This is a genomic window from Vreelandella venusta, from assembly GCF_007989605.1.
Classification (GTDB): Bacteria; Pseudomonadota; Gammaproteobacteria; order Pseudomonadales; family Halomonadaceae; genus Vreelandella; species Vreelandella venusta.
Genome location: NZ_BJUL01000017.1, coordinates 11,608 through 30,241 on the forward strand (window position 1 = coordinate 11,608; position 18,634 = coordinate 30,241).

An 18,634-nucleotide genomic window follows, 5' to 3' on the forward strand; every position below is an offset into this window, starting at 1 on the left:
GGGGCCTGTCATGAACGCTGACGCCATGCGCAATCACTCAACGACGACCTGTGCCGAGCTGTTGATCCGCCTGCTGCGCGAAACCTATGGAGTTCAAACTCTGTTCGGTATCCCTGGCGTTCACACGGTGGAGCTGTACCGAGGGCTTGAAGGTAGCGATGTGCGCCACGTAACCCCGCGCCATGAGCAGGGTGCCGGGTTTATGGCCGACGGCTATGCCCGCGCCAGCGGTCAGCCTGGGGTATGTCTGATTATCACTGGCCCGGGAATGACCAATATTGCCACTGCGATGGGCCAAGCCTTAGCAGACTCTATCCCCATGCTGGTGATCTCCAGCGTTAACCGCCGCGATACGCTGGGCATGGGCCAAGGTCGGCTGCACGAGCTGCCCAGCCAGCAGCAGATGATCAGCGGCGTGTCACGCTTTAGCCACACGCTATTAGATGCCAATACGTTGCCTGATGTGCTGGCTCGCGCCTTTGCGATCTTCAATGGTGCGCGCCCTGGTCCGGTGCATATTGAAATTCCGATTGATCTGTTCAATGCGCCGGTGAAGGCTCCGGCCAGTTGGCCAGTGCCATCGCTTTACCGAGCAGCGCCTGACCCGGATGGGCTTGCCGAAGCTGCCCGCTTGTTAAAGGCCGCGAAGCAACCTTTGCTGCTGTTAGGTGGTGGCTGTGTGGCAGCGCCAGAGGCTGCGCGGGCATTGGTAGAGAGGCTTGATGCCCCAGCGGTGACGACTATCAACGCTAAAGGGCTGCTGGGTCGCGACCACCCGTTAGACTTGGGGGCTAACGCAGCGCTGCCAGCGGTGCGTGAACTGGCCGCTAACGCCGATGTGATTTTGGCGGTGGGCACCGAACTTGGCGAGACCGACTACGATGTCGTGTTTGATGGTGGCTTTCACCTCAATGGCAAATTGATTCGTATTGATCTCGACCCTGAACAACTGGTGCGCAACCAGCATACAACGCTTGGTTTAGTGGGCGATGCCGGACGTAGCCTAGCGCTCCTACTCGCTCATTTCCCCGAACCTTTGCAGCGCCACGGTGTTGAACGCGGTATTGAACGAACAGCCACTACGTTGAGCGCACTTAACCTGGTTAACGATCCGGCTTTTAGCGACTTCGTGCCGCTTTATAAAACCCTGGCTGACCATCTGCCTGAGGCGATTTTGGTGGGTGACTCCACTGCACCGGTGTATGCGGGCAACCACCTAGTCAGCCAGCCAGCGCCAAGGCGTTATTTCAATGCCTCTACCGGCTACGGCACCTTGGGCTATGGGCTGCCGGCAGCGCTAGGGGCGCAGTTAGCTCGCGCTGATCTACCTGTGGTGGCGCTTGTCGGTGATGGTGGGGTGATGTTCACCCTTGCTGAGCTTGCTACCGCGGTGGAGGAACGCCTGCCGGTGGTGATTGTGCTGTGGCACAACGCAGGCTACGAAGAAATTCGCCGCTATATGGATGCCAACGGTGTGGCCCGTTTGGGCGTGGATATTCAAGCCCCTAACTTTCTTACTTTGGCCGAAGGGTTTGGTTGCCCAAGCGAGCGGGTTGAAAGCCCTGAGGAGCTTGCAAACTCACTCGCTAAGCGCGTTTCAAATGGCCCGTTACTCATTGAAATAGACGCGGCTGCTTGGCAGCGTGCGTGCCGAATTTCCGACCAGGATACCTAGATGCCGTTACTCGACCAGCAAGTTATCAATCAGCAGTTCATTAACAACCAATGGGTTGCCTCAGCAGGCACACGCATGCTCGATGTGATGAACCCTTATCGCGAAGCGCGTATTGCCCAGGTCACGGCAGGGGACGCGGCAGATGTCGACGCTGCCGTTAAAGCTGCTCAGCAAGCACAACCTGCTTGGCAAGCGTTGGGTGGAGCTGCGCGTGCAAAGTACCTAGATAGCTTTGCCGATGCGTTGGAAGCCCGTCGAGAAGCGCTAATCACTCTTTCAGCCACTAATAACGGTAAACCGTTGGCAGAAGCAGGCATTGACCTGGACGACGCAATTGCCTGTTATCGTTATTACGCCAAGCAGGCCAGGGCGTTAGATGCTCGCCAAGGTGAGTTGGTTCGTGTGGCAATGGAGGGCGTCGAGGCGCGCACGTATCATGACCCTGTGGGCGTTGTGGGGTTGATTGCTCCCTGGAACTTTCCGCTGGTGACAAGCGCCTGGAAGCTGGCGCCTGCGTTAGCGGCAGGCTGCACCGCAGTGCTCAAACCGTCAGAGGTAACGCCGCTCCCCGAGTTAGCACTGGCAGAAATTGCCCTGGAGATTGCCCTGCCAGCAGGTGTGCTGAACCTGCTTAATGGTGACGGCGAGGGCATTGGCGCACCGCTAACCAATCACCCAGGTGTAGATAAAATCTCCTTTACGGGCAGTAACCGAGTCGGCGAAACGGTCATGCAAACGGCTGCCGTTCGCACCGCCAGTGTCTCTTTAGAGCTAGGTGGAAAATCGCCGATTCTGGTAATGGAAGACGCCGACCCCGCTCAAGCCGCCGACTGGGTAATGGCGGGTATTTACTTTAATGCCGGGCAAATCTGTTCGGCGACTTCGCGTTTACTGGTACATGAAAACGTGGCAGAAGCACTCTACACCGCCCTGGCTGAGCGGATGGATGCGCTAACCCTGGGCGACCCACTGGCGGAAGGCACTGACTTAGGGCCGCTGACCAGCGCTAAGCAGCGCGATGCGGTACAGCGCTATTTAGACTTGGCGGTGCAAGAAGGCCTAACGGCAGTGCGCGATATTACCCATCGCACGTTACCCGCCCAGGGCTACTTTTTAGCGCCGACGCTTTACCGTGATGTACCGCTGGAAAGCCGCTTGTGGCAAGAGGAGATTTTCGGTCCGGTGCTCTGCGCACGCAGCGTTACCAGCGAAGCAGAGGCGATTAAGCTCGCCAACGATAGCGCTTATGGATTAGCTGCGACGGTGATTAGCGGTGACCCTGAGCGGGCGAAGCGTATTAGTCGCCAGCTAAAAGCCGGTAGCATTTGGTACAACAGCGAGCAGCTGGTGCTGCCTGAAACCGCCTGGGGCGGCTTCAAGCGCAGCGGTATTGGGCGTGAACTTGGCCCCTGGGGGCTAAGTGCCTACCTGGAAGTGAAGCATGTGATTGGGCCGGCGTAAGACTAACGCTTGGGCATCGCATAACGCCGGGATGACTTCCCGGCTTTTACCACTTGCCCGGGCACATCGTGGCCGATAAGTGTCGGCAGGGTAGCGGCAACGTCAAGCAGCGCATCTAAATCGACGCCGGTATCGACCCCCATCGCAGCGAACATATGCACTAAGTCTTCGGTGCATACATTACCGCTAGCGCCTGGGGCAAAAGGGCAGCCCCCCAGCCCGCCTAACGACGCATCAAAGCGGTTAATGCCCGCCTGCCACGCCGCCAGCGCGTTGGCTAAGCCCATGCCACGCGTGTTGTGAAAGTGCAGGGTGAACGGCGTTTCCGGCCATCGCTCAAGCACGGCGTCGCACAGGCGCCTCACCTGGGCTGGGTTGGCCATGCCCGTAGTGTCGCATAGCGTGACACCCTGAATGCCCAGCGCGATCAGCTGTTCCACCAGCGTAAGCACCCGCGTTTCAGGCACCTCGCCTTCAAACGGGCAGCCAAAGGTGGTCGAAAGCGAGGCGTTGATAAATACGCCGCTGCCTTGGCTGGCCTCCACAATCGCAGCAAATTGCTCAAGCGACTGCTCTGGTGTCATGCGCAGGTTAGCCAAGCCATGGCTATCGCTTGCCGACATCACCAAATTAATCTCATCCACCTGGCAGGCAAGCGCGCGCTCCATGCCCTTAAGGTTAGGCACTAATACGCTGATATCGACGCCTGCCCGACGCTGAATACCTGTGACAACCTCAGCGGCATCGCGCAGGTTAGGAATCGCTTTGGGGGACGTAAACGACGTTGCCTCGATGCGCCGCAGGCCGGTGGTGGAGAGTGCGTCGATCCAGCGGATTTTATCGTCTGTGGGTACAAAGCGCGCTTCAATCTGCAGGCCGTCACGCGGGGCGACTTCATTAATTTCTATTTTGGTAGGACAGGGTGCTGTGGGGCAGAGCATGGGTTGACTCGTGGACTTGTGCATTGCGCTCTCCTTAAATAATGCCCGCTTGACGCAGTTTGGCGCGGGTTTCCTGGTCAATGCCCAGCTCATCCAGCACATCATCGGTATGCTGGCCAAGCGCCGGGCCGCCATCGCCGAGTCGCCCTGGGGTAGCGCTAAGTTTGGGCAGTACACCGGGTACTTTTAATGGTTTGCCGTTGGGACGGGTGAAGGTTTGAATCATTTCCCGCGCCAAGTAATGGGGGTCAAAGGCAATATCTTCGGCGGTGTACGGATAGCCTGCTGGCACACGTGCCTCATCCAGCGCTTTAAGAATCGCCTCTCTTGGGCGCTCTTCAGACCACGCTTGAATCGCTGCGTCGATCATTTCAGCCTGCTGGCTGCGGCCATCGTTGTGGGCTAGCGCGGGGTCGTTGGCCAGATCATCACGGCCAATCACGCCCATCAGGCGTTTAAAAATGCTGTCGCCGTTACCGGCAATCAGTACGTAATCGCCGCCCTGGCAGCGGTAAGCGTTAGAAGGCGTAATGCCGGGGAGGGCGCTGCCGCTAGGTTCGCGCACTTGGCCGCTGGCATCGAATTCCGGCAGCAGGCTCTCCATCATGGCAAATACCGACTCATACAGCGCCACGTCGATCTCTTGTCCCAGGCCGCTGCGATTACGCTCTTGCAGTGCCAGCAAGGTGCCGATGACAGCGTAAAGTGCGGACAGCGAATCACCAATGCTCACGCCTACGCGCACAGAGGGCTCTCCCGGCTGACCAGTGAGATAACGCAGTCCACCCATGGCTTCACCCACCACACCAAAGCCGGGCTTGTCGCGGTAAGGGCCTGTTTGCCCGTAGCCGGAAATATGCACCATGATTAACCGTGGGTTGAGTTTTGAGAGTGCTTGCCAGCCCAGCCCCCAGTTATCTAATGTGCCTGGGCGGAAGTTCTCCACCACTACATCAGCCTCGGTAGCGAGTTTGCGCACCAGCGCTTGGCCCTCTTCACTGCGCAAGTCCAGCGCCACCGAGCGCTTGTTACGGCTCTGTACGTGCCACCAAAGCGAGGTGCCTTCCTCAAGCATTCGCCATTTGCGAAGGGGGTCGCCAGTGCCGGGCGGCTCAACTTTAATCACATCGGCACCAAATTCGCCCAACAGCTTGGTCGCAAATGGGCCTGCAATGAGCTGCCCAAGTTCAAGAACTTTCAGGCCTTCTAAGGGAAGCTGGCGAGCTTCGGGAGCGTGCATTAAGACTCTCCTGGTCGTGTCGTTAATATTGTTGCCTACCAGCATGCGTGAGCTGCTGAGGTGCGACAATTAGGCAATGGGTAACAAAGGTTTCGTGACTGGCGAAGGTATGCGCTAGCATAGTCAGGTTACTTTTCAGGAGTTTGCCGAGATGCGCCGCTTTGATTTTTTTACGCTCAAGCTGTTTATCTCTGTTGCAGACGAAGGCCGCCTGACCGCGGCTGCCGAACGCGAACACCTAGCCCTTGCCGCCGTTAGCAAGCGAATGAGCGATCTTGAAAGCTTGGTCGGGACAACGCTACTTTACCGTAAGCCCCGTGGCGTGGAGCTAACCCCGGCAGGGCAGGCATTTTTGCATCATGCGCGGCGCATACTCGACAACGTTGAACGCTTACAGGCAGAGCTTAGCGAATATGGTGAAGGCGTGCGTGGGCATGTGCGTATCCATTCCAATACCTCAGCAATCATCGCGTTCCTTCCCCAAGATCTCAGCGCGTTCTCTCGCCACTACCCTGAAATTAAAATCGACCTGCAAGAGCGGGTCAGTAGTGAAATTATTGCCGCCGTGAGAGACGGCTTAACCGATATCGGCATTTTTGCTGGGCATGTAGCTGCGCCAGACTTACAGATAATCCCGTATCGGCGTGACCGCTTAGTGCTAGTCACGCCTGACAAACACCCTCTAGCGGAGCGAAGTAGCATTGCCTTCAATGAAGCGCTGGCTTTCGACTTCATCGGCTTGCAGCAAGATGCTTCACTGCAAGCGCTATTGTTTGAGCAGGCTAACCTATCGGGGAAAGCGCTGCGAATGCGCATTCAAGTACGTAGCTTTGATGCTATTTGCCGCATGATCCACCATGGTATGGGGGTCGGCGTGCTACCAGAACAAACGATCTACCGCGAGCTAGGTGATCTGCAGCTTAAAAGCATCCCATTGAACGACGCCTGGGCCCAGCGGGAGCTTGTGATTGGCGTGCGCCGCTACGCAACACTTCCTGTCACGGCAAGGCACATGGTGGACCTTCTAACCGCAGAAAAGCATTCAGCGTTATAAGGTTGATCAAGTCGCTGCTTAATCTCGCAGTATTGTGGGGGCCGACCACTGCTGGCAAAGCGGCATCACTTCTAAGCGCGTGATATTGATATGCGGCGGAAGTGAGGCTATATGGAACGCTTGGTCGGCTATATCCTCAGGCTGGAGCGGTTGCGCTCCTGCGTAGTAGCTATCGGCTACCTGGTGGTCACCTTTCATCCGAACCAACGTAAACTCACTCGCTGTCATCCCTGGAGCGAGGTCGGTCACTCTAACGCCCTGGGGGCCAACGTCGCAGCGCAGGTTATAGCTAAACTGTTCTACAAAGGCTTTGGTGGCGCCATACACATGCCCACCTGGATAAGGCGTATGAGCGGCGATAGAACCCAGATTAATGACCGTTGAACCAGGGCCAGCGGCGATGAGTTTGGGCAATAGGTGGCGCGTAACGGTTACTACCCCTTTGACGTTGGTATCAATCATGCGATGCCAGTCATCCAGCTCTGCGTTTTGTGCTGGTCCCTTACCCAGCGCTAGCCCTGCATTATTGATCAGGGTATACACCTGCTGAAAGCGTTCTGGCAACGCTGCAACCACGTTGGCAACGTCTTGTGGGTTGCTGACATCCAGTTGGGCAGTGTGCACAGCTACTTTGTTTTTCAGTGAGTGATAGAGCGCCTCTAAGCGAGTTTGACGCCGCCCTGTTAACACCAGTGACCAGCCTGCTTGGGCAAAACGGTGGGCACAAGCAAGGCCGATCCCAGAAGTGGCGCCGGTAATAAATACGACGGGTTTGACTTCGTGCATGATGAAAGCTCCTGGCGAACATAGCGGTTAAAACCACTGCTAAAAAGTAGCAGACAAGCGCCATTGAGATAGCCTAAGGGTGCAGTAGATATTCATCTTTGGTCGTACACTAATAATAAGGTGCGTAGTGAAGCGCGCTATAAGCGGCGTTTCTAGCCATCGTATTTGACGAAGTCAGCCTTCATGAACGTCGATTTGAGCCGCTTGGCTGCTTGTTTCAAGATCAATCAAACAGCAAAAATGCTGTGATAGGTATCACGCTTAATAACCATAACCACATCCAATAACGACAACCGTAGAGAGTCATCCTATGCGGACAACATTGCTTACCACGCTGGCCACCCTGGGTATGCTAACGGCGGCCCCCTTTGCCTTGGCAAATCCGATCGAAATTCAAGTTAACAACACCATGAGCGAAGGCGGCTCTGAAAGCGCAGCGGTTGAGCGCTTTGCCGAGTACCTAGAAGAGCAGGCACCGGGCCGTTTTGAGGTGCGTCCTTTTCTAGCAGGCTCACTCGGTGGTGAAAACGCGGTGCTGGAGCTGCTCAATTTAGGGCAGACCCAGATCGCTATCACAGGCGGTAACTGGCGCCAGCAGTATGCGCCAGAGTATGACGCTATTACCGTGCCGTTTGTTTTTTCAACCTGGGACGAAGTCGACGCCTATATGGAAAGCCCTTCTGGCCAGGCATTGATCGAGCAGGCTGAGAACCAAGGCGGGCTTAAGTATTTTGGTTTGCAGCACCGTGGCCCACGCCATATGACCGCCAACAAGGCAATCAATAGCCCTGAGGACTTAGACGGCTTCCGTTTGCGTCTGCCATCGCTCCCCGTGTGGCTTAAGGTGTGGGAAGAGATCGGCGCCCAGGTAGTGAACGTTCCCGCGCCGGAAATTTACTTGGCCATGCAAACCGGTCAAGTCGATGGCCATGAAAACTCGCTCTCCTCGCCCTATACCCGCCGCCTTTGGGAAGTTCAGGATCACATCATTATGACCAGCCACGTGCAGTTTCCGTGGAGCTGGATAGCCAGTTCACGCTGGTGGGATGGCTTAGAAGTCGATGATCAGGCATTGATCGAAGAGGCGATCGACGTAGCTCGTCAATACGGTTCAGAGCAAGAGCGTGAACTTGACGAGTTCTATCTAAAAGCGCTGCAGGATGAAGGGATGACCATCATTGAGCCGGATGTGGCACCTTTCCGCGAAGCAGCGTTGCCTGCGATTGATCGTGTCATGGCCGATATGGCTGATGGTGTGCGTGAAGATGCGTTAGGTAATGAAAGTCAGTAATTGCCTGTGCTAAATGAACAACGGCGGCCTATCGGGCCGTCGTTGTAGTTTTAAAAGATACCTATTTAAGTTAAGCCTTATTAAGCCTCAGGAGCGTTCCCGTGGATTCAGCTATGCCGCCCAGAAACGGGCCGGATAGAATCGCTTTTTATGTGTTGCGTTACACCACCCGTCTTTGTGATGGGATAGGTGTTGCGTTAATGGCCGCGATATTACTGCTCATTGTGTCTGCAGTGGTGGCCCGTGACGTACTTGGGCTGGGGATGCCCTGGACAGAAGAAGTCGCATCACTGCTGGCCATCTATGCCATTGGTTTTGGGTCTATCTCTGCGTGGGTACGCAGTGAGCATTTAGTGGTTGACCTGTTCAGCCACAAGCTCTCTAGCTTAGGTAAGAATATACAGTATCGCCTTACTTCGCTGATCTCTTGCGGCTTTTTTGTCCTCGCGGCATGGGGCGCGTGGATTATGTCGGATATGAGCGCCAACAATAAAACCGTTTCGTTAAGTATCAGTTTCAGCTACCTCTACTACGGTATCTTCTTTAGCTTCGCAAGCATGGCGGTCATCGCCTTTTGGAAAGCGCTGCGCGGCCCGGTTTTGTGGCTTGAAGCACCCCGCGAAGAAGAGGTGACGGCACCATGACTGAATTACTAATTTTCGTTGGCGGCCTGTTGGTGCTAATGGCTATCGGGTTGCCTGTTGTGGTTGCCATCGGTGTGACTTCATTTATCGCTTTGGTATTCACCGGTACCGGAGGGTTGCCCGTTGAGCTACTGCCACTGCGAATGGTGCAAACGCTCAACAACTTTACCCTGTTGGCCATTCCGCTGTTTATTCTGGCGGCCAATATTATGAATATTGGCTCAACAACCACGCGTATTTTTGACTTCGCCACCGCATTAGTCGGTTTTACCAAGGGCGGTCTTGGTCACGCTAACGTAGTGGCCAGCTCCATTTTTGCCACTATGTCGGGTACTGCCGTGGCCGACGCGGCGGGTTTGGGGAGCATTGAAATTAAAGCCATGAAAGAGCGTGGCTATGATTTGAGTTATGCCACTGGGATTACCGCCGCCTCAAGTGTCATTGGGCCGATTCTACCGCCCAGTATTGCGTTGGTCGTGTATGGCTGGTTGGCCAACGTGAGTATCGGCGGGCTATTTATGGCGGGGCTGCTGCCCGGTATTTTGATGGCATTACTATTGATGGGGATGACGGTAGTGCTCGGGGCAACAGGCAAAGTAGTGATGCCTAAGCCTACGCCGTTTGATGCCTGCGAGGTCGTTCGAACCGGCAAGCGCGCTATTCTGCCTTTGATGATGCCCACTATTATTGTCGGTGGTATTTGGGGGGGCTTCTTTACGCCCACAGAAGCCGGCGCCATTGCCTCGCTCTATGCGGTTATTTTAGGCGGCCTGATCTACCGTGACTTAAGCCTGCGCGACTTGTTTAATGCTTTCCAACGTACCCTTATGTTCAGCGCCGTGATTCTGCTGATTATTGCGGTATCCAGCTTTTATGGCTGGATTTTGGTTCGCATGGGCATTCCGCAAGCGTTGGCGGGACAAGTGGCCAGCATCGATATGCCGACGATTGCGTTGCTGCTCTGCTTTGCGCTGTTCTTCCTGCTTATCGGCTGTTTCATGTCGGTCATTGAGAGCATCCTGATCTTCACTCCGATTGTGGTGCCTGCTGCGCTAAGCGCGGGGTTAGACCCTGTCCATTTCGGCATTGTGATGGTCATTACGCTTTCAGTGGGGGTTATCACACCACCCTTTGGCACGGTGTTGTTTCTAATGGTGGGCATTACGCGACTACGCTATGGGCAGGTGGTCAAAGCGGTGTTGCCATTCCTGTTACCGATTCTGGCCACGATTTTATTGTTGATTGCGATACCTGGCCTTGCCACGTGGCTGCCTCGAGTGATGGGGTATTAATTGCCTAACACCCAATTGACATGATGCAACAGGACCCATGTGCCAATGGTAAACAATAAATCGCTAATTAAAGATAGATGCAGCCTTAGGTTGGCATGCACTGTTTATATTCAAGATTATGTATTTATTGTGTTTTTTGTTTTATTGGCATGGCTTGGTATGGCGGCTGCAATGTATTGGGCAAGAGCGGAATGTTAGGAAGACATGACGTTCTTGCCACTAACCAAGGTTTTCAAATGACCGAATTTTCTGGTCACCGAAAACCAAAGTGAAAGCGAAGCCATACCAGGAGGCATGACTATGAAAAAGGAATCTCTCAAGAAACTTGGCATTTTAGGCGTATCGTTTGGTTTAATCGCTAGTCCGCTGGCCTTTGCTGGCATGGAAGGCAACGATGATTACGAGCCTGCTCCTCAGGAAGAAACGACCCAGGATGAGCAAGGCGCTTACAACTCCTTCGACTCTGAGCAAGAGCAAGGTGCTACCAATGAAGGCGTAACCACTGAGTACGAAGAGGAAGAAGAAGAGCAAGGCACATGGGAAACTGAAGAGGAAGACGATTCCGGTTGGTAAACCCTGCTTGCTAACGGATTAACTTCTACCCAGGTTCACGGATGAACCAGAAAATGCCCCGCCAGTTGCGGGGCATTTTTGCGTTAAAAGGTGCCACATAGGGCGTAAAGGTCGTCAGGATAGGGCGTAAGGATAGGGTGTCGGGAATGAATAGGCTATGGTTAGAGTTCTATTACTAACATCAGCCACAAGGACGTTGCCGACGTGTTGAACTGGAAGGAGGTTCCACAGCTTCCTAAAGCGCAAGGACGAATCGAGGCGATTGATCTCGCGCGTGGTATTGCCATTGGGCTGATGATTATCAGTCATGCCGTTAGCGGTTTAGTAGGTATGCGCCATGTGCCCGACTGGGGCATGGTGCCTATCCACTTTTTGACCAAGTTCTCGTCCTCGCTGTTTATTTTAGTTTTCGGCATTGCGCTGGCGGTGGCCTTCCTTGCTTACACGCAAAGTGACGATTGGCCTCGACGGCGGTTGAAACTGTGGGTAAGGGCCGTTGAGGTTTGGTTTTGGTATAAAGCGCTGATTATTATCGAAATGCTACCCTTTAGCTCGCCTAGCGATATGGTTAGCACGCTGCTCTACGGTCGATTTGCTATCTGGGTAGAGATTCTCGGTTTTTATGCCATTGCCTTGCTATGGGTACCGCTGATACTGCCGCTGTGGGCGCGAATGCCCCTCTGGGGACGTTTGGCGACCATTGCAGGATTAACGCTACTTTCTGCATGGCTACAAGGGTTTTCCTTTGGGGGCTACGACCTTTTAAAAGCATTTCTGGTCGATCATGAAGAGCACTATGCCTGGGGGCAGCTTAGCCGTGCCCCGTTAATTTTATCTGGCTTATTGGTTGGCGAAGCACTGCTACGCTGCTATTTCGATGCCGCTTTACGCCGTCGTTTAATTCTTTGGCTGATAGGGGCGGGGGCGCTGATGGTCGCTGCTTTTTATGCCATCGCCATCGCCGGGGGTGATGTTCATGGTGCGATGATGGCGGTGGCTCGTAATGTGGGAAAACACCCGCCAGGGATAAACTTTATGCTGTTTAGCGTGGGTGGCGCGCTGGTACTGCTCGGGCTTGCCTTAGCGGGTGGAGCAGCCGCTGCGAAAGTACTGTTGCCGATCACGCTAGTTGGTAGTGATGCGCTCAAAGCCTTTATCTTCCATATCGTGATGATTTTTCTGGTACTGCGCTTTTTATTGGAAGGCGAGGGGGCCTACAGCTACCCGCAGGCGCTAGGCGCTGGTGGCTTGTTAATACTCGGCGCCGCGCTATGGATTTGGCTAACCCGCTGGATGGCGGCTCATCGCTAAACGCGAGCAAACTAACGGGAGTTGACGATTTGCGACACTGGATACAGCGTGGGCTGATGGTAGTCGCGCTGTTAATAGCGCTGCCCGTTCATGCAGATTGGTATTATGTAGTTGATAAACAGAGTCGCTGGCAGGGTGACTTAAACGCCCGCATGGCCGCCATCGAAGAGGTATTTGGTGGGCAGCTGGGCGTGTATGTGCAGAATCTAGCCAGTGGCGAAGCCTATGCCTGGAAAGCCGATGAACCATGGTATTTGGCATCGCTGATAAAGGTACCGGTGGCTGCCCAAGTGTTGGCCGAGCATCAAGCTGGCAGGCTAGCTCTTGATGAGCGGATTACCCTGGCACGCAGCGACTATGTGGACGGCGCAGGCCCGGTTAACTGGCATGACCCAGGTACGCCTATTTCCATCCGTTATTTGTTGGAACAGATGATCACCGTTAGCGATAACACTGCCTCCGATATGCTGATTGATCGTGTAGGGCTTGAGGCAGTAAATACACGGGTAACGTCGATGGTGGCCGCGAGCGGAGGAAAGCCCGATCATATAGGGCCAATTAGCAAGCTCGTTGGCGTACGCCAAGGGGTGTATGGCCAGCTTCATCCAGAAGCTCAAGGCTTAGGTGGTTTAGATTTTATGGCGTTGCGCAAGCACAGTGTTAGCCAGCGACCGGTGGCGTTAGCCCGTGTACTTAGCGTGCGCCAAGATGCCTTCGCGCAACCTGACTATGACAGTGCCTTTGATGCCTATGAAGCTACGGGTGAGAACGTAGGCACGCTGCGCGCCTTCGGCGATGTGCTAGCCTCACTTCACCATGGGGGTATGGCGGATTTGAATAGCGAGCAGCGCCAAACGCTGTTGGCGGTAATGAGCCGTACTTCCTCTGGCGAGCGCCGCTTGAAACAAGGATTGGGCAGTGACATTCATTTTGCCCATAAGACCGGCACCCAGCACCGTCGCAGTTGCGATGCGGGTATTGCCTCACGCTTTTCTTCAGTCCAGGGGCCTTGGGTAATTGTCACTTGTAGCCGAGGCCCGCTTTCGGTAAGCGCCCATGAGCGCGCCTTGGCAAGTGTTGGGGAGGCGCTACGTTTTAGTGGTGCGTTAGCTGACCTTTAATCAAGCTAACGCTAGCGCCTAACGCCGTACCAGCATGATAAACTGATACGCCGCTTTGGGGCTTTTTAATAAGGAGTTTGTTATGGCAAGTGCCAGCGCCCGTCATATTTTGGTAAGCAGCGAAGAGCAGTGCAACGCACTGAAGCAAGAGATCGAAAACGGTCGTGATTTCGCAGAAGTGGCCAAGCAGCACTCTAGCTGCCCTTCTGGCCGTCAAGGCGGTGACCTGGGTAGCTTTGGCCCCGGCCAAATGGTACCGGAATTTGACAAGGTCGTTTTCAGCGGTGAGCTGAATAAGGTACACGGCCCGGTCAAAACCCAGTTTGGTTACCACCTGCTGGAAATCACTAGCCGCAGTTAATGGCGCCGAACATCCGTCAAGCACCGCGGCAATGCTGTCGCGGTGTGAGGAGCACGCCTTGAACGATCCCATTATTACTATTGAAGGCTTGAACAAAACCTACGAAGGTGGCTTTCAAGCCCTTAGCCGTGTGGATTTAACTATTCAGCGCGGCGAAATTTTTGCCCTGCTTGGCCCCAACGGGGCGGGCAAAACAACGCTAATCAGCGTGGTATGTGGGCTGGTAAGCCCAACCCAAGGCCACGTCATTGTCGATGGCTATGATAGCGTTAGCCACTATCGTCAGGCTCGTGAACGAATTGGTCTTGTGCCTCAAGAACTGACCAACGAAGCCTTTGAAACGGTATGGAACACGGTTAGCTTTAGCCGTGGTTTGTTTGGTAAGCCACCTAACCCTGCGCATATTGAGAAAGTGCTTAAGTCGCTGGCCTTGTGGGACAAACGCAATAATCGCTTGATGACCCTTTCCGGTGGCATGAAGCGCCGCGTATTGATCGCCAAAGCGCTCTCTCATGAACCACGCATTCTGTTTCTAGATGAACCCACCGCAGGGGTAGACGTCGAGCTACGCCGTGATATGTGGGAAGTGGTACGCGGGCTGCGGGATAATGGTGTCACGATCATTCTCACCACCCATTACATTGAAGAGGCCGAAGAAATGGCCGACCGCATTGGCGTTATTAATCGCGGTGAGATTGTCTTGGTGGAAGAGAAAGCAGCGCTGATGAAAAAGCTTGGCAGCAAGCAGCTAACGCTGCAGCTACACACGCCGCTCTCCGCACTGCCTGCATCTCTTGATCAAGACGAGTTGAGCCTGGCAGCCGATGGCTATGAATTGGTGTACACCTACGATGGCCGTCAGGAGGAGGACGGGCGCGGTATTTCTGCGCTGCTCACCCAGTTGGAGCGGGCGGGCATTGGCTTTAAAGATCTGCATACCCGGCAAAGCTCGTTGGAAGATATTTTCGTCGATTTGGTAAAGGAGCGCCCATGAATCTCTACCCCGTTCGTGCCATTTATATGGCGGAAATGGCGCGCACCCGCCGTACTTTGCTGCAAAGCATTGTATCGCCAGTGATTTCAACCTCGCTTTACTTTGTGGTGTTTGGCGCGGCGATTGGTTCACGCATCAGCGAAATTAACGGGGTCAGCTACGGGGCCTTTATTGTGCCTGGTCTGATTATGCTGATGCTACTTACTCAGAGTGTCTCTAATGCCTCGTTTGGGATTTTCTTCCCGAAGTTCTCCGGCAGCATTTATGAAATTCTCTCAGCGCCCATCTCTTATTTAGAAGTGGTGGTGGGCTATGTAGGCGCGGCTGCCTCGAAATCGATTATTTTGGGGCTGATCATCCTGGCAACGTCCAGCTTATTTGTGCCGCTGGAAATTGCTCATCCGATTTGGATGCTGACCTTCCTGGTGCTGACCGCCGTCACCTTCAGCCTGCTGGGCTTTATCATCGGTATTTGGGCAGATGGTTTCGACAAGCTGCAGCTGGTGCCTTTGTTGGTGATCACTCCGCTAACGTTTTTGGGGGGCAGTTTTTACTCCATTGATATGCTGCCGCCGTTTTGGCAAACCGTAACGTTAGCCAACCCCGTGGTCTACTTGGTCAGTGGATTCCGTTGGAGCTTCTACGGCATTGGCGATGTTAGCTTAGCGGCTAGCGTGGCAATGATCATGCTCTTCCTGGCAGCCAGCCTTGCCACCATTGCCTGGATTTTTCGCACTGGCTATCGCTTAAAGCCTTGAGTGCGCCAATGTCTTATTTAGCTGTTCTTCTGATAAAAAGGTAACTCCCGCTTATGCCGCTACTGCAAAGTATTGTGCACCGCCTTGATCCATCACTAGATGGTGAACGTTTGACCGTCACGGCGGCACCTGCGTCAACACCCGCGGCCAACGATGATCCAGTGATGGCAAGCCTGGTAAATTCGCTAAATGACACCTACAACACCAAAGCCAAAGGGTGGGGAAGGTTTGCCGAGCAGGGCGAGCAGGCTGGGCCGCTGGTCGCTTGGCTGCAAGCCTATATGGCAGAAGAGCAAGATTTTACCCAGCTTTCTATGGCGATTGCCGAGCGCTTGGCGAAAACACTACAAGAGCAGCTCTCCGTTAGCGGCTACTTAGTGTTCGCACATCTGCGCCAGGGCGATACCGAGACGCTATTTTTAGGCTTAGTTCATCAGCGGGAAGGTATTGGCATTAACGCAGAGCACCAAGCAGTGCCTGCCGCGCAGCTTAATACCAGCCAGCTCACCTTGGCAGCACGGATAAACCTTACCCAATGGCAGAGCGACGCTGAAAGCACACAGTATGTGTCGTTTTTAAAAGACCGCGGCGGCAAAAAGCTAGCCGATGGCTTGATAGCCCTGTTGGGAATGGAAGAGGGCATTGATGCCCCCGCCGAAACCCGCACGCTGTTGAAAGCCTTCAGTGATTACGTCGAAAAAGAGGACTACGACGACGAAGCCAGCCGAGAAAAAACTGACACCCTGGTTGACTACGCCAACGAGCAGCTGCGCCGTGGCGAGCCAATGACATTAGAAGAACTTTCAGAGCTGGTGGACGAAAAGCAGCCCAAAGCGTTTTACGACCATATCCGGAATGCTGACTATGGCCTTTCTCCAGAGATTCCACCGGACAAGCGTACTATCAGTCAGTTCCGGCGATTTACCGGACGCGCTGGGGGCGTATCGATCAGTTTTGACTCCCACCTACTCGGGTCCAGCATTGAGTACGATGAAAACCAGGATCGCCTGATTATTAAGCAAGTGCCCAAGCAGCTAAAAGAGCAGTTGGCGAAGCGTAAGGAGTGATAGGTGAATAGTGAGGAGTGATAGGTGAATAGTGAGGAGTGAGGAGTGAGGAGCGGGTGGGCGCTTAGGTGTAAAGGGCACTAAATGCCGCAACGCCAGTCGAAGTAGCATGTTTATTAAATGTGACATGTATATTAACAGGAGTGCTTAACGTGCTGGATGCCATTAGCAATTTCTTCCAACGCGCGCTGGCAGAACCTGAGCAGCGTGATAATCAAACTCTGACGCTAGAGCTGGCAACGGCGGCATTACTCTGTGAGGTAATGCGCGCCGATTACGATAAAAGCGATGCTGAACGCGCCGCGCTGAAGCAGATGCTAACCAGTCGTTATCACTTAAGTGAGAGCGATGTTAACGAATTAATGACGTTGGCGGAAACAGAAGTGGATGATGCCGTCGATCATTATCAGTTTGTTAGCCTAATAAAAGAGCACTACGGCTATGAGCAGCGCTGCGAGTTGGTAACGTTAATGTGGCAGCTTGCTTGGGCAGACGGCAGTATCGACCCGCTTGAAGAGCACCGTATCCGGCGGCTGGCAGATCTTTTACACGTTAGCCATAGTGATTTTATTCGCAGCAAGCTTGCCAGCACGCCCCAGGCCTAGCGGCTCCCTTCCGGCTCAGCAGAAACCCCCTGCCGTCGACATAACCATTAATCGACCCATTGATACAGGGCTTGGAGCGCAGAAACACCAATGAGTGATATGCAGGATGCATCGAACTTAACCGAACTGATTAATACCATGGAGCGAATGGAGCGTGAAAAAGCCAAGGTAAGCGTAGACGACGTGGTGCACGCGGTAGGCAGGCGTTCATTTGGGCCTCTCTTGTTGCTTGCTGGGCTAATTACACTTGCGCCTATTATTGGTGATATCCCCGGCATGCCAACGCTTATGGCGGCGTTGGTGTTACTCACGTCGGTACAACTATTGCTGGGAAGAGAAACGTTCTGGCTGCCCAAATGGTTATTAAGCCGTTCGCTTTCCCGCAACAAGTTCGATAAAGCCATTCACTACATGAAGAAGCCCGCTAGATGGGTGGATAGTTTACTGGGTGTGCGTCTAGCGTGGATGACCGGCTATATCGGGATACGAGTTACCGCCGTGATGTGCTTGTTTATCGCCCTAGCCATGCCGCCGATGGAGTTTATTCCGTTTAGCGCCAACGGCGCGGGCTTAGCGCTTACCCTGTTTGGTTTAGGCTTAGTTGCCCGAGATGGCATTATGCTCTCGCTGGGTTTTCTACTCACCGGGGCGACGTTGACGGTTGTGCTGATCAACGTGCTATAAATTCGCCTACGACCATCCTAATGCCGCCTGAGCTGGCGGCTGTTTAAAGGAGCAAGCACATACCATGTCTGATCCAGCGCCGTCTGAGTCATCATCGAACTCGCCATCGCCACATTCAGCACTGCCGCCTGCGCCCAAAACGCCCCGTGAGCAATCCCCCTGGGAGCGGCGGATTGAAACGCTGCTGTGGAATTCTCGCTTTCTAGTAATGCTGGCGGTAGTGCCGAGCCTATTGGGCTCACTGATGCTGTTTATTGTGGGTACGCTGGATATCTTAACCGTGGTGGGCGACGTACTGCGTTACTATCTGGTGGGTAGTTCTCAAGATATCCACGATACCCTGGTGCCGGACATCATCATTGCTGTTGATGTTTATTTAATAGCGATTGTGTTGTTGATCTTTGGGCTGGGTATCTATCGGCTGTTTGTTTCCCGAATCGATCAGGCGGAAGTGCGCTATCCCAAACACCCGTTTAACGTAGGCTCGCTGGATCAGCTCAAAGACAAGATTGCCCGCGTGGTGATTTTGGCGGTAATTATTGAGTTTTTCCGCGCTGTGGTGGATATCCGTTTCACGACGCCACTGGAAGCCATCTACCTCGCGCTTTCGGTGCTGGCGCTGGCGGCAGCGCTGTATCTCATGAGTCTTGGGCATAAGGGGGAGTGAGACGAATCGTCGGGCTGTCTCTTAAGCGAGTGAGTTAATACCCGCCGAGGGTAAATTACGCAAACATTATCAATCACTGCTAGGCTGGAAATGTTATCCCAAGGTGTTG

The 18,634-nt window shown here is 54.1% G+C and carries 19 protein-coding genes; 16 read left to right on the forward strand and 3 right to left on the reverse strand.

Annotation, left to right across the window (positions count from 1 at the left end):
- Window positions 1-10 precede the first annotated feature (10 nt).
- Together HVE01_RS15795 and HVE01_RS15800 are read left to right on the forward strand one after the other, a co-directional pair.
- Window positions 11-1,675 (forward strand): 5-guanidino-2-oxopentanoate decarboxylase, encoded by a 1,665-nt coding sequence (locus tag HVE01_RS15795; RefSeq protein ID WP_146945067.1) that lies wholly within the window; start codon window positions 11-13, stop codon window positions 1,673-1,675.
- Window positions 1,676-3,136, forward strand: coding sequence for an aldehyde dehydrogenase family protein (locus HVE01_RS15800; protein WP_146945068.1), 1,461 nt, complete (start codon window positions 1,676-1,678; stop codon window positions 3,134-3,136).
- 2 nt (window positions 3,137-3,138) lie between these two features.
- Here the strand turns inward: HVE01_RS15800 and HVE01_RS15805 are convergent, their stop codons facing one another.
- Both HVE01_RS15805 and HVE01_RS15810 read right to left on the reverse strand, forming a co-directional pair.
- Complete coding sequence (locus HVE01_RS15805) at window positions 3,139-4,101, reverse strand: hydroxymethylglutaryl-CoA lyase (RefSeq protein WP_241006753.1); 963 nt, start codon at window positions 4,099-4,101, stop codon at window positions 3,139-3,141.
- Between the two features lie 10 nt (window positions 4,102-4,111).
- Entirely contained in the window at window positions 4,112-5,317 is a 1,206-nt protein-coding gene (locus HVE01_RS15810; RefSeq protein WP_125751733.1) for a CaiB/BaiF CoA transferase family protein, read from the reverse strand.
- Window positions 5,318-5,468: 151 nt separating this feature from the next.
- Here HVE01_RS15810 and HVE01_RS15815 point away from each other — a divergent pair, with 151 nt between their 5' ends.
- Window positions 5,469-6,371, forward strand: a complete 903-nt coding sequence (locus HVE01_RS15815) for a LysR substrate-binding domain-containing protein (protein ID WP_125751730.1) — start codon at window positions 5,469-5,471, stop codon at window positions 6,369-6,371.
- Between the two features lie 18 nt (window positions 6,372-6,389).
- Here the strand turns inward: HVE01_RS15815 and HVE01_RS15820 are convergent, their stop codons facing one another.
- Window positions 6,390-7,157 carry an SDR family NAD(P)-dependent oxidoreductase gene (locus HVE01_RS15820; RefSeq protein WP_146945069.1) on the reverse strand — a complete coding sequence of 256 codons (768 nt, stop codon included), beginning with the start codon at window positions 7,155-7,157 and terminating at the stop codon, window positions 6,390-6,392.
- A gap of 310 nt (window positions 7,158-7,467) precedes the next feature.
- Here HVE01_RS15820 and HVE01_RS15825 point away from each other — a divergent pair, with 310 nt between their 5' ends.
- The 13 genes from HVE01_RS15825 (at window position 7,468) to HVE01_RS15885 (ending at window position 18,525) form a co-directional block, all read left to right on the forward strand.
- Window positions 7,468-8,448 carry a TRAP transporter substrate-binding protein gene (locus HVE01_RS15825; RefSeq protein WP_146945070.1) on the forward strand — a complete coding sequence of 327 codons (981 nt, stop codon included), beginning with the start codon at window positions 7,468-7,470 and terminating at the stop codon, window positions 8,446-8,448.
- A gap of 113 nt (window positions 8,449-8,561) precedes the next feature.
- The gene (locus HVE01_RS15830; protein WP_213017542.1) at window positions 8,562-9,092 is read left to right on the forward strand and encodes a TRAP transporter small permease; all 531 of its coding nucleotides are present in this window, start codon (window positions 8,562-8,564) and stop codon (window positions 9,090-9,092) included.
- Window positions 9,089-10,384: a TRAP transporter large permease gene (locus tag HVE01_RS15835; RefSeq protein ID WP_095603727.1), complete on the forward strand. Its 1,296-nt coding sequence runs from the start codon at window positions 9,089-9,091 to the stop codon at window positions 10,382-10,384. The genes HVE01_RS15830 and HVE01_RS15835 overlap by 4 nt, the downstream gene beginning before the upstream one ends.
- 300 nt (window positions 10,385-10,684) lie before the next feature.
- A complete protein-coding gene (locus HVE01_RS15840; RefSeq protein WP_146945071.1) occupies window positions 10,685-10,957 on the forward strand; it encodes a hypothetical protein in 273 nt (90 codons plus the stop codon).
- A 204-nt stretch (window positions 10,958-11,161) separates the two neighbouring features.
- Window positions 11,162-12,268, forward strand: a complete 1,107-nt coding sequence (locus tag HVE01_RS15845) for a heparan-alpha-glucosaminide N-acetyltransferase domain-containing protein (RefSeq protein ID WP_146945072.1) — start codon at window positions 11,162-11,164, stop codon at window positions 12,266-12,268.
- A gap of 56 nt (window positions 12,269-12,324) precedes the next feature.
- Window positions 12,325-13,389, forward strand: a complete 1,065-nt coding sequence (locus HVE01_RS15850; RefSeq protein WP_146945100.1) for a serine hydrolase — start codon at window positions 12,325-12,327, stop codon at window positions 13,387-13,389.
- 82 nt (window positions 13,390-13,471) lie between these two features.
- Entirely contained in the window at window positions 13,472-13,750 is a 279-nt protein-coding gene (locus tag HVE01_RS15855; RefSeq protein ID WP_089040730.1) for a peptidylprolyl isomerase, read from the forward strand.
- A 58-nt stretch (window positions 13,751-13,808) separates the two neighbouring features.
- Window positions 13,809-14,744 (forward strand): ABC transporter ATP-binding protein, encoded by a 936-nt coding sequence (locus HVE01_RS15860; RefSeq protein WP_146945073.1) that lies wholly within the window; start codon window positions 13,809-13,811, stop codon window positions 14,742-14,744.
- Window positions 14,741-15,502 carry an ABC transporter permease gene (locus HVE01_RS15865; RefSeq protein WP_146945074.1) on the forward strand — a complete coding sequence of 254 codons (762 nt, stop codon included), beginning with the start codon at window positions 14,741-14,743 and terminating at the stop codon, window positions 15,500-15,502. The genes HVE01_RS15860 and HVE01_RS15865 overlap by 4 nt, the downstream gene beginning before the upstream one ends.
- Window positions 15,503-15,555: 53 nt before the next feature.
- Window positions 15,556-16,569: a nucleoid-associated protein YejK gene (yejK, locus tag HVE01_RS15870; RefSeq protein ID WP_146945075.1), complete on the forward strand. Its 1,014-nt coding sequence runs from the start codon at window positions 15,556-15,558 to the stop codon at window positions 16,567-16,569.
- A gap of 152 nt (window positions 16,570-16,721) precedes the next feature.
- Complete coding sequence (locus HVE01_RS15875) at window positions 16,722-17,174, forward strand: tellurite resistance TerB family protein (protein ID WP_146945076.1); 453 nt, start codon at window positions 16,722-16,724, stop codon at window positions 17,172-17,174.
- 90 nt (window positions 17,175-17,264) lie between these two features.
- On the forward strand, window positions 17,265-17,858 hold the full coding sequence (locus tag HVE01_RS15880; protein ID WP_146945077.1) for an exopolysaccharide biosynthesis protein: 594 nt from the start codon (window positions 17,265-17,267) through the stop codon (window positions 17,856-17,858).
- A gap of 64 nt (window positions 17,859-17,922) precedes the next feature.
- Window positions 17,923-18,525, forward strand: a complete 603-nt coding sequence (locus HVE01_RS15885; protein ID WP_241006752.1) for a YqhA family protein — start codon at window positions 17,923-17,925, stop codon at window positions 18,523-18,525.
- Window positions 18,526-18,634: the final 109 nt, after the last annotated feature.

Coding starts and splice junctions, on each gene's coding strand:
- HVE01_RS15885 (WP_241006752.1), top strand. CDS start 17,923: ATGTCTGATCCAGCGCCGTCTGAGTCATCATCGAACTCGCCATCGCCA.
- HVE01_RS15795 (WP_146945067.1), top strand. CDS start 11: ATGAACGCTGACGCCATGCGCAATCACTCAACGACGACCTGTGCCGAG.
- HVE01_RS15880 (WP_146945077.1), top strand. CDS start 17,265: ATGAGTGATATGCAGGATGCATCGAACTTAACCGAACTGATTAATACC.
- HVE01_RS15810 (WP_125751733.1), bottom strand. CDS start 5,317: ATGCACGCTCCCGAAGCTCGCCAGCTTCCCTTAGAAGGCCTGAAAGTT.
- HVE01_RS15840 (WP_146945071.1), top strand. CDS start 10,685: ATGAAAAAGGAATCTCTCAAGAAACTTGGCATTTTAGGCGTATCGTTT.
- HVE01_RS15825 (WP_146945070.1), top strand. CDS start 7,468: ATGCGGACAACATTGCTTACCACGCTGGCCACCCTGGGTATGCTAACG.
- HVE01_RS15850 (WP_146945100.1), top strand. CDS start 12,325: ATGGTAGTCGCGCTGTTAATAGCGCTGCCCGTTCATGCAGATTGGTAT.
- HVE01_RS15815 (WP_125751730.1), top strand. CDS start 5,469: ATGCGCCGCTTTGATTTTTTTACGCTCAAGCTGTTTATCTCTGTTGCA.
- HVE01_RS15805 (WP_241006753.1), bottom strand. CDS start 4,101: ATGCACAAGTCCACGAGTCAACCCATGCTCTGCCCCACAGCACCCTGT.
- HVE01_RS15800 (WP_146945068.1), top strand. CDS start 1,676: ATGCCGTTACTCGACCAGCAAGTTATCAATCAGCAGTTCATTAACAAC.
- HVE01_RS15835 (WP_095603727.1), top strand. CDS start 9,089: ATGACTGAATTACTAATTTTCGTTGGCGGCCTGTTGGTGCTAATGGCT.
- HVE01_RS15820 (WP_146945069.1), bottom strand. CDS start 7,157: ATGCACGAAGTCAAACCCGTCGTATTTATTACCGGCGCCACTTCTGGG.
- HVE01_RS15855 (WP_089040730.1), top strand. CDS start 13,472: ATGGCAAGTGCCAGCGCCCGTCATATTTTGGTAAGCAGCGAAGAGCAG.
- yejK (WP_146945075.1), top strand. CDS start 15,556: ATGCCGCTACTGCAAAGTATTGTGCACCGCCTTGATCCATCACTAGAT.
- HVE01_RS15865 (WP_146945074.1), top strand. CDS start 14,741: ATGAATCTCTACCCCGTTCGTGCCATTTATATGGCGGAAATGGCGCGC.
- HVE01_RS15830 (WP_213017542.1), top strand. CDS start 8,562: ATGCCGCCCAGAAACGGGCCGGATAGAATCGCTTTTTATGTGTTGCGT.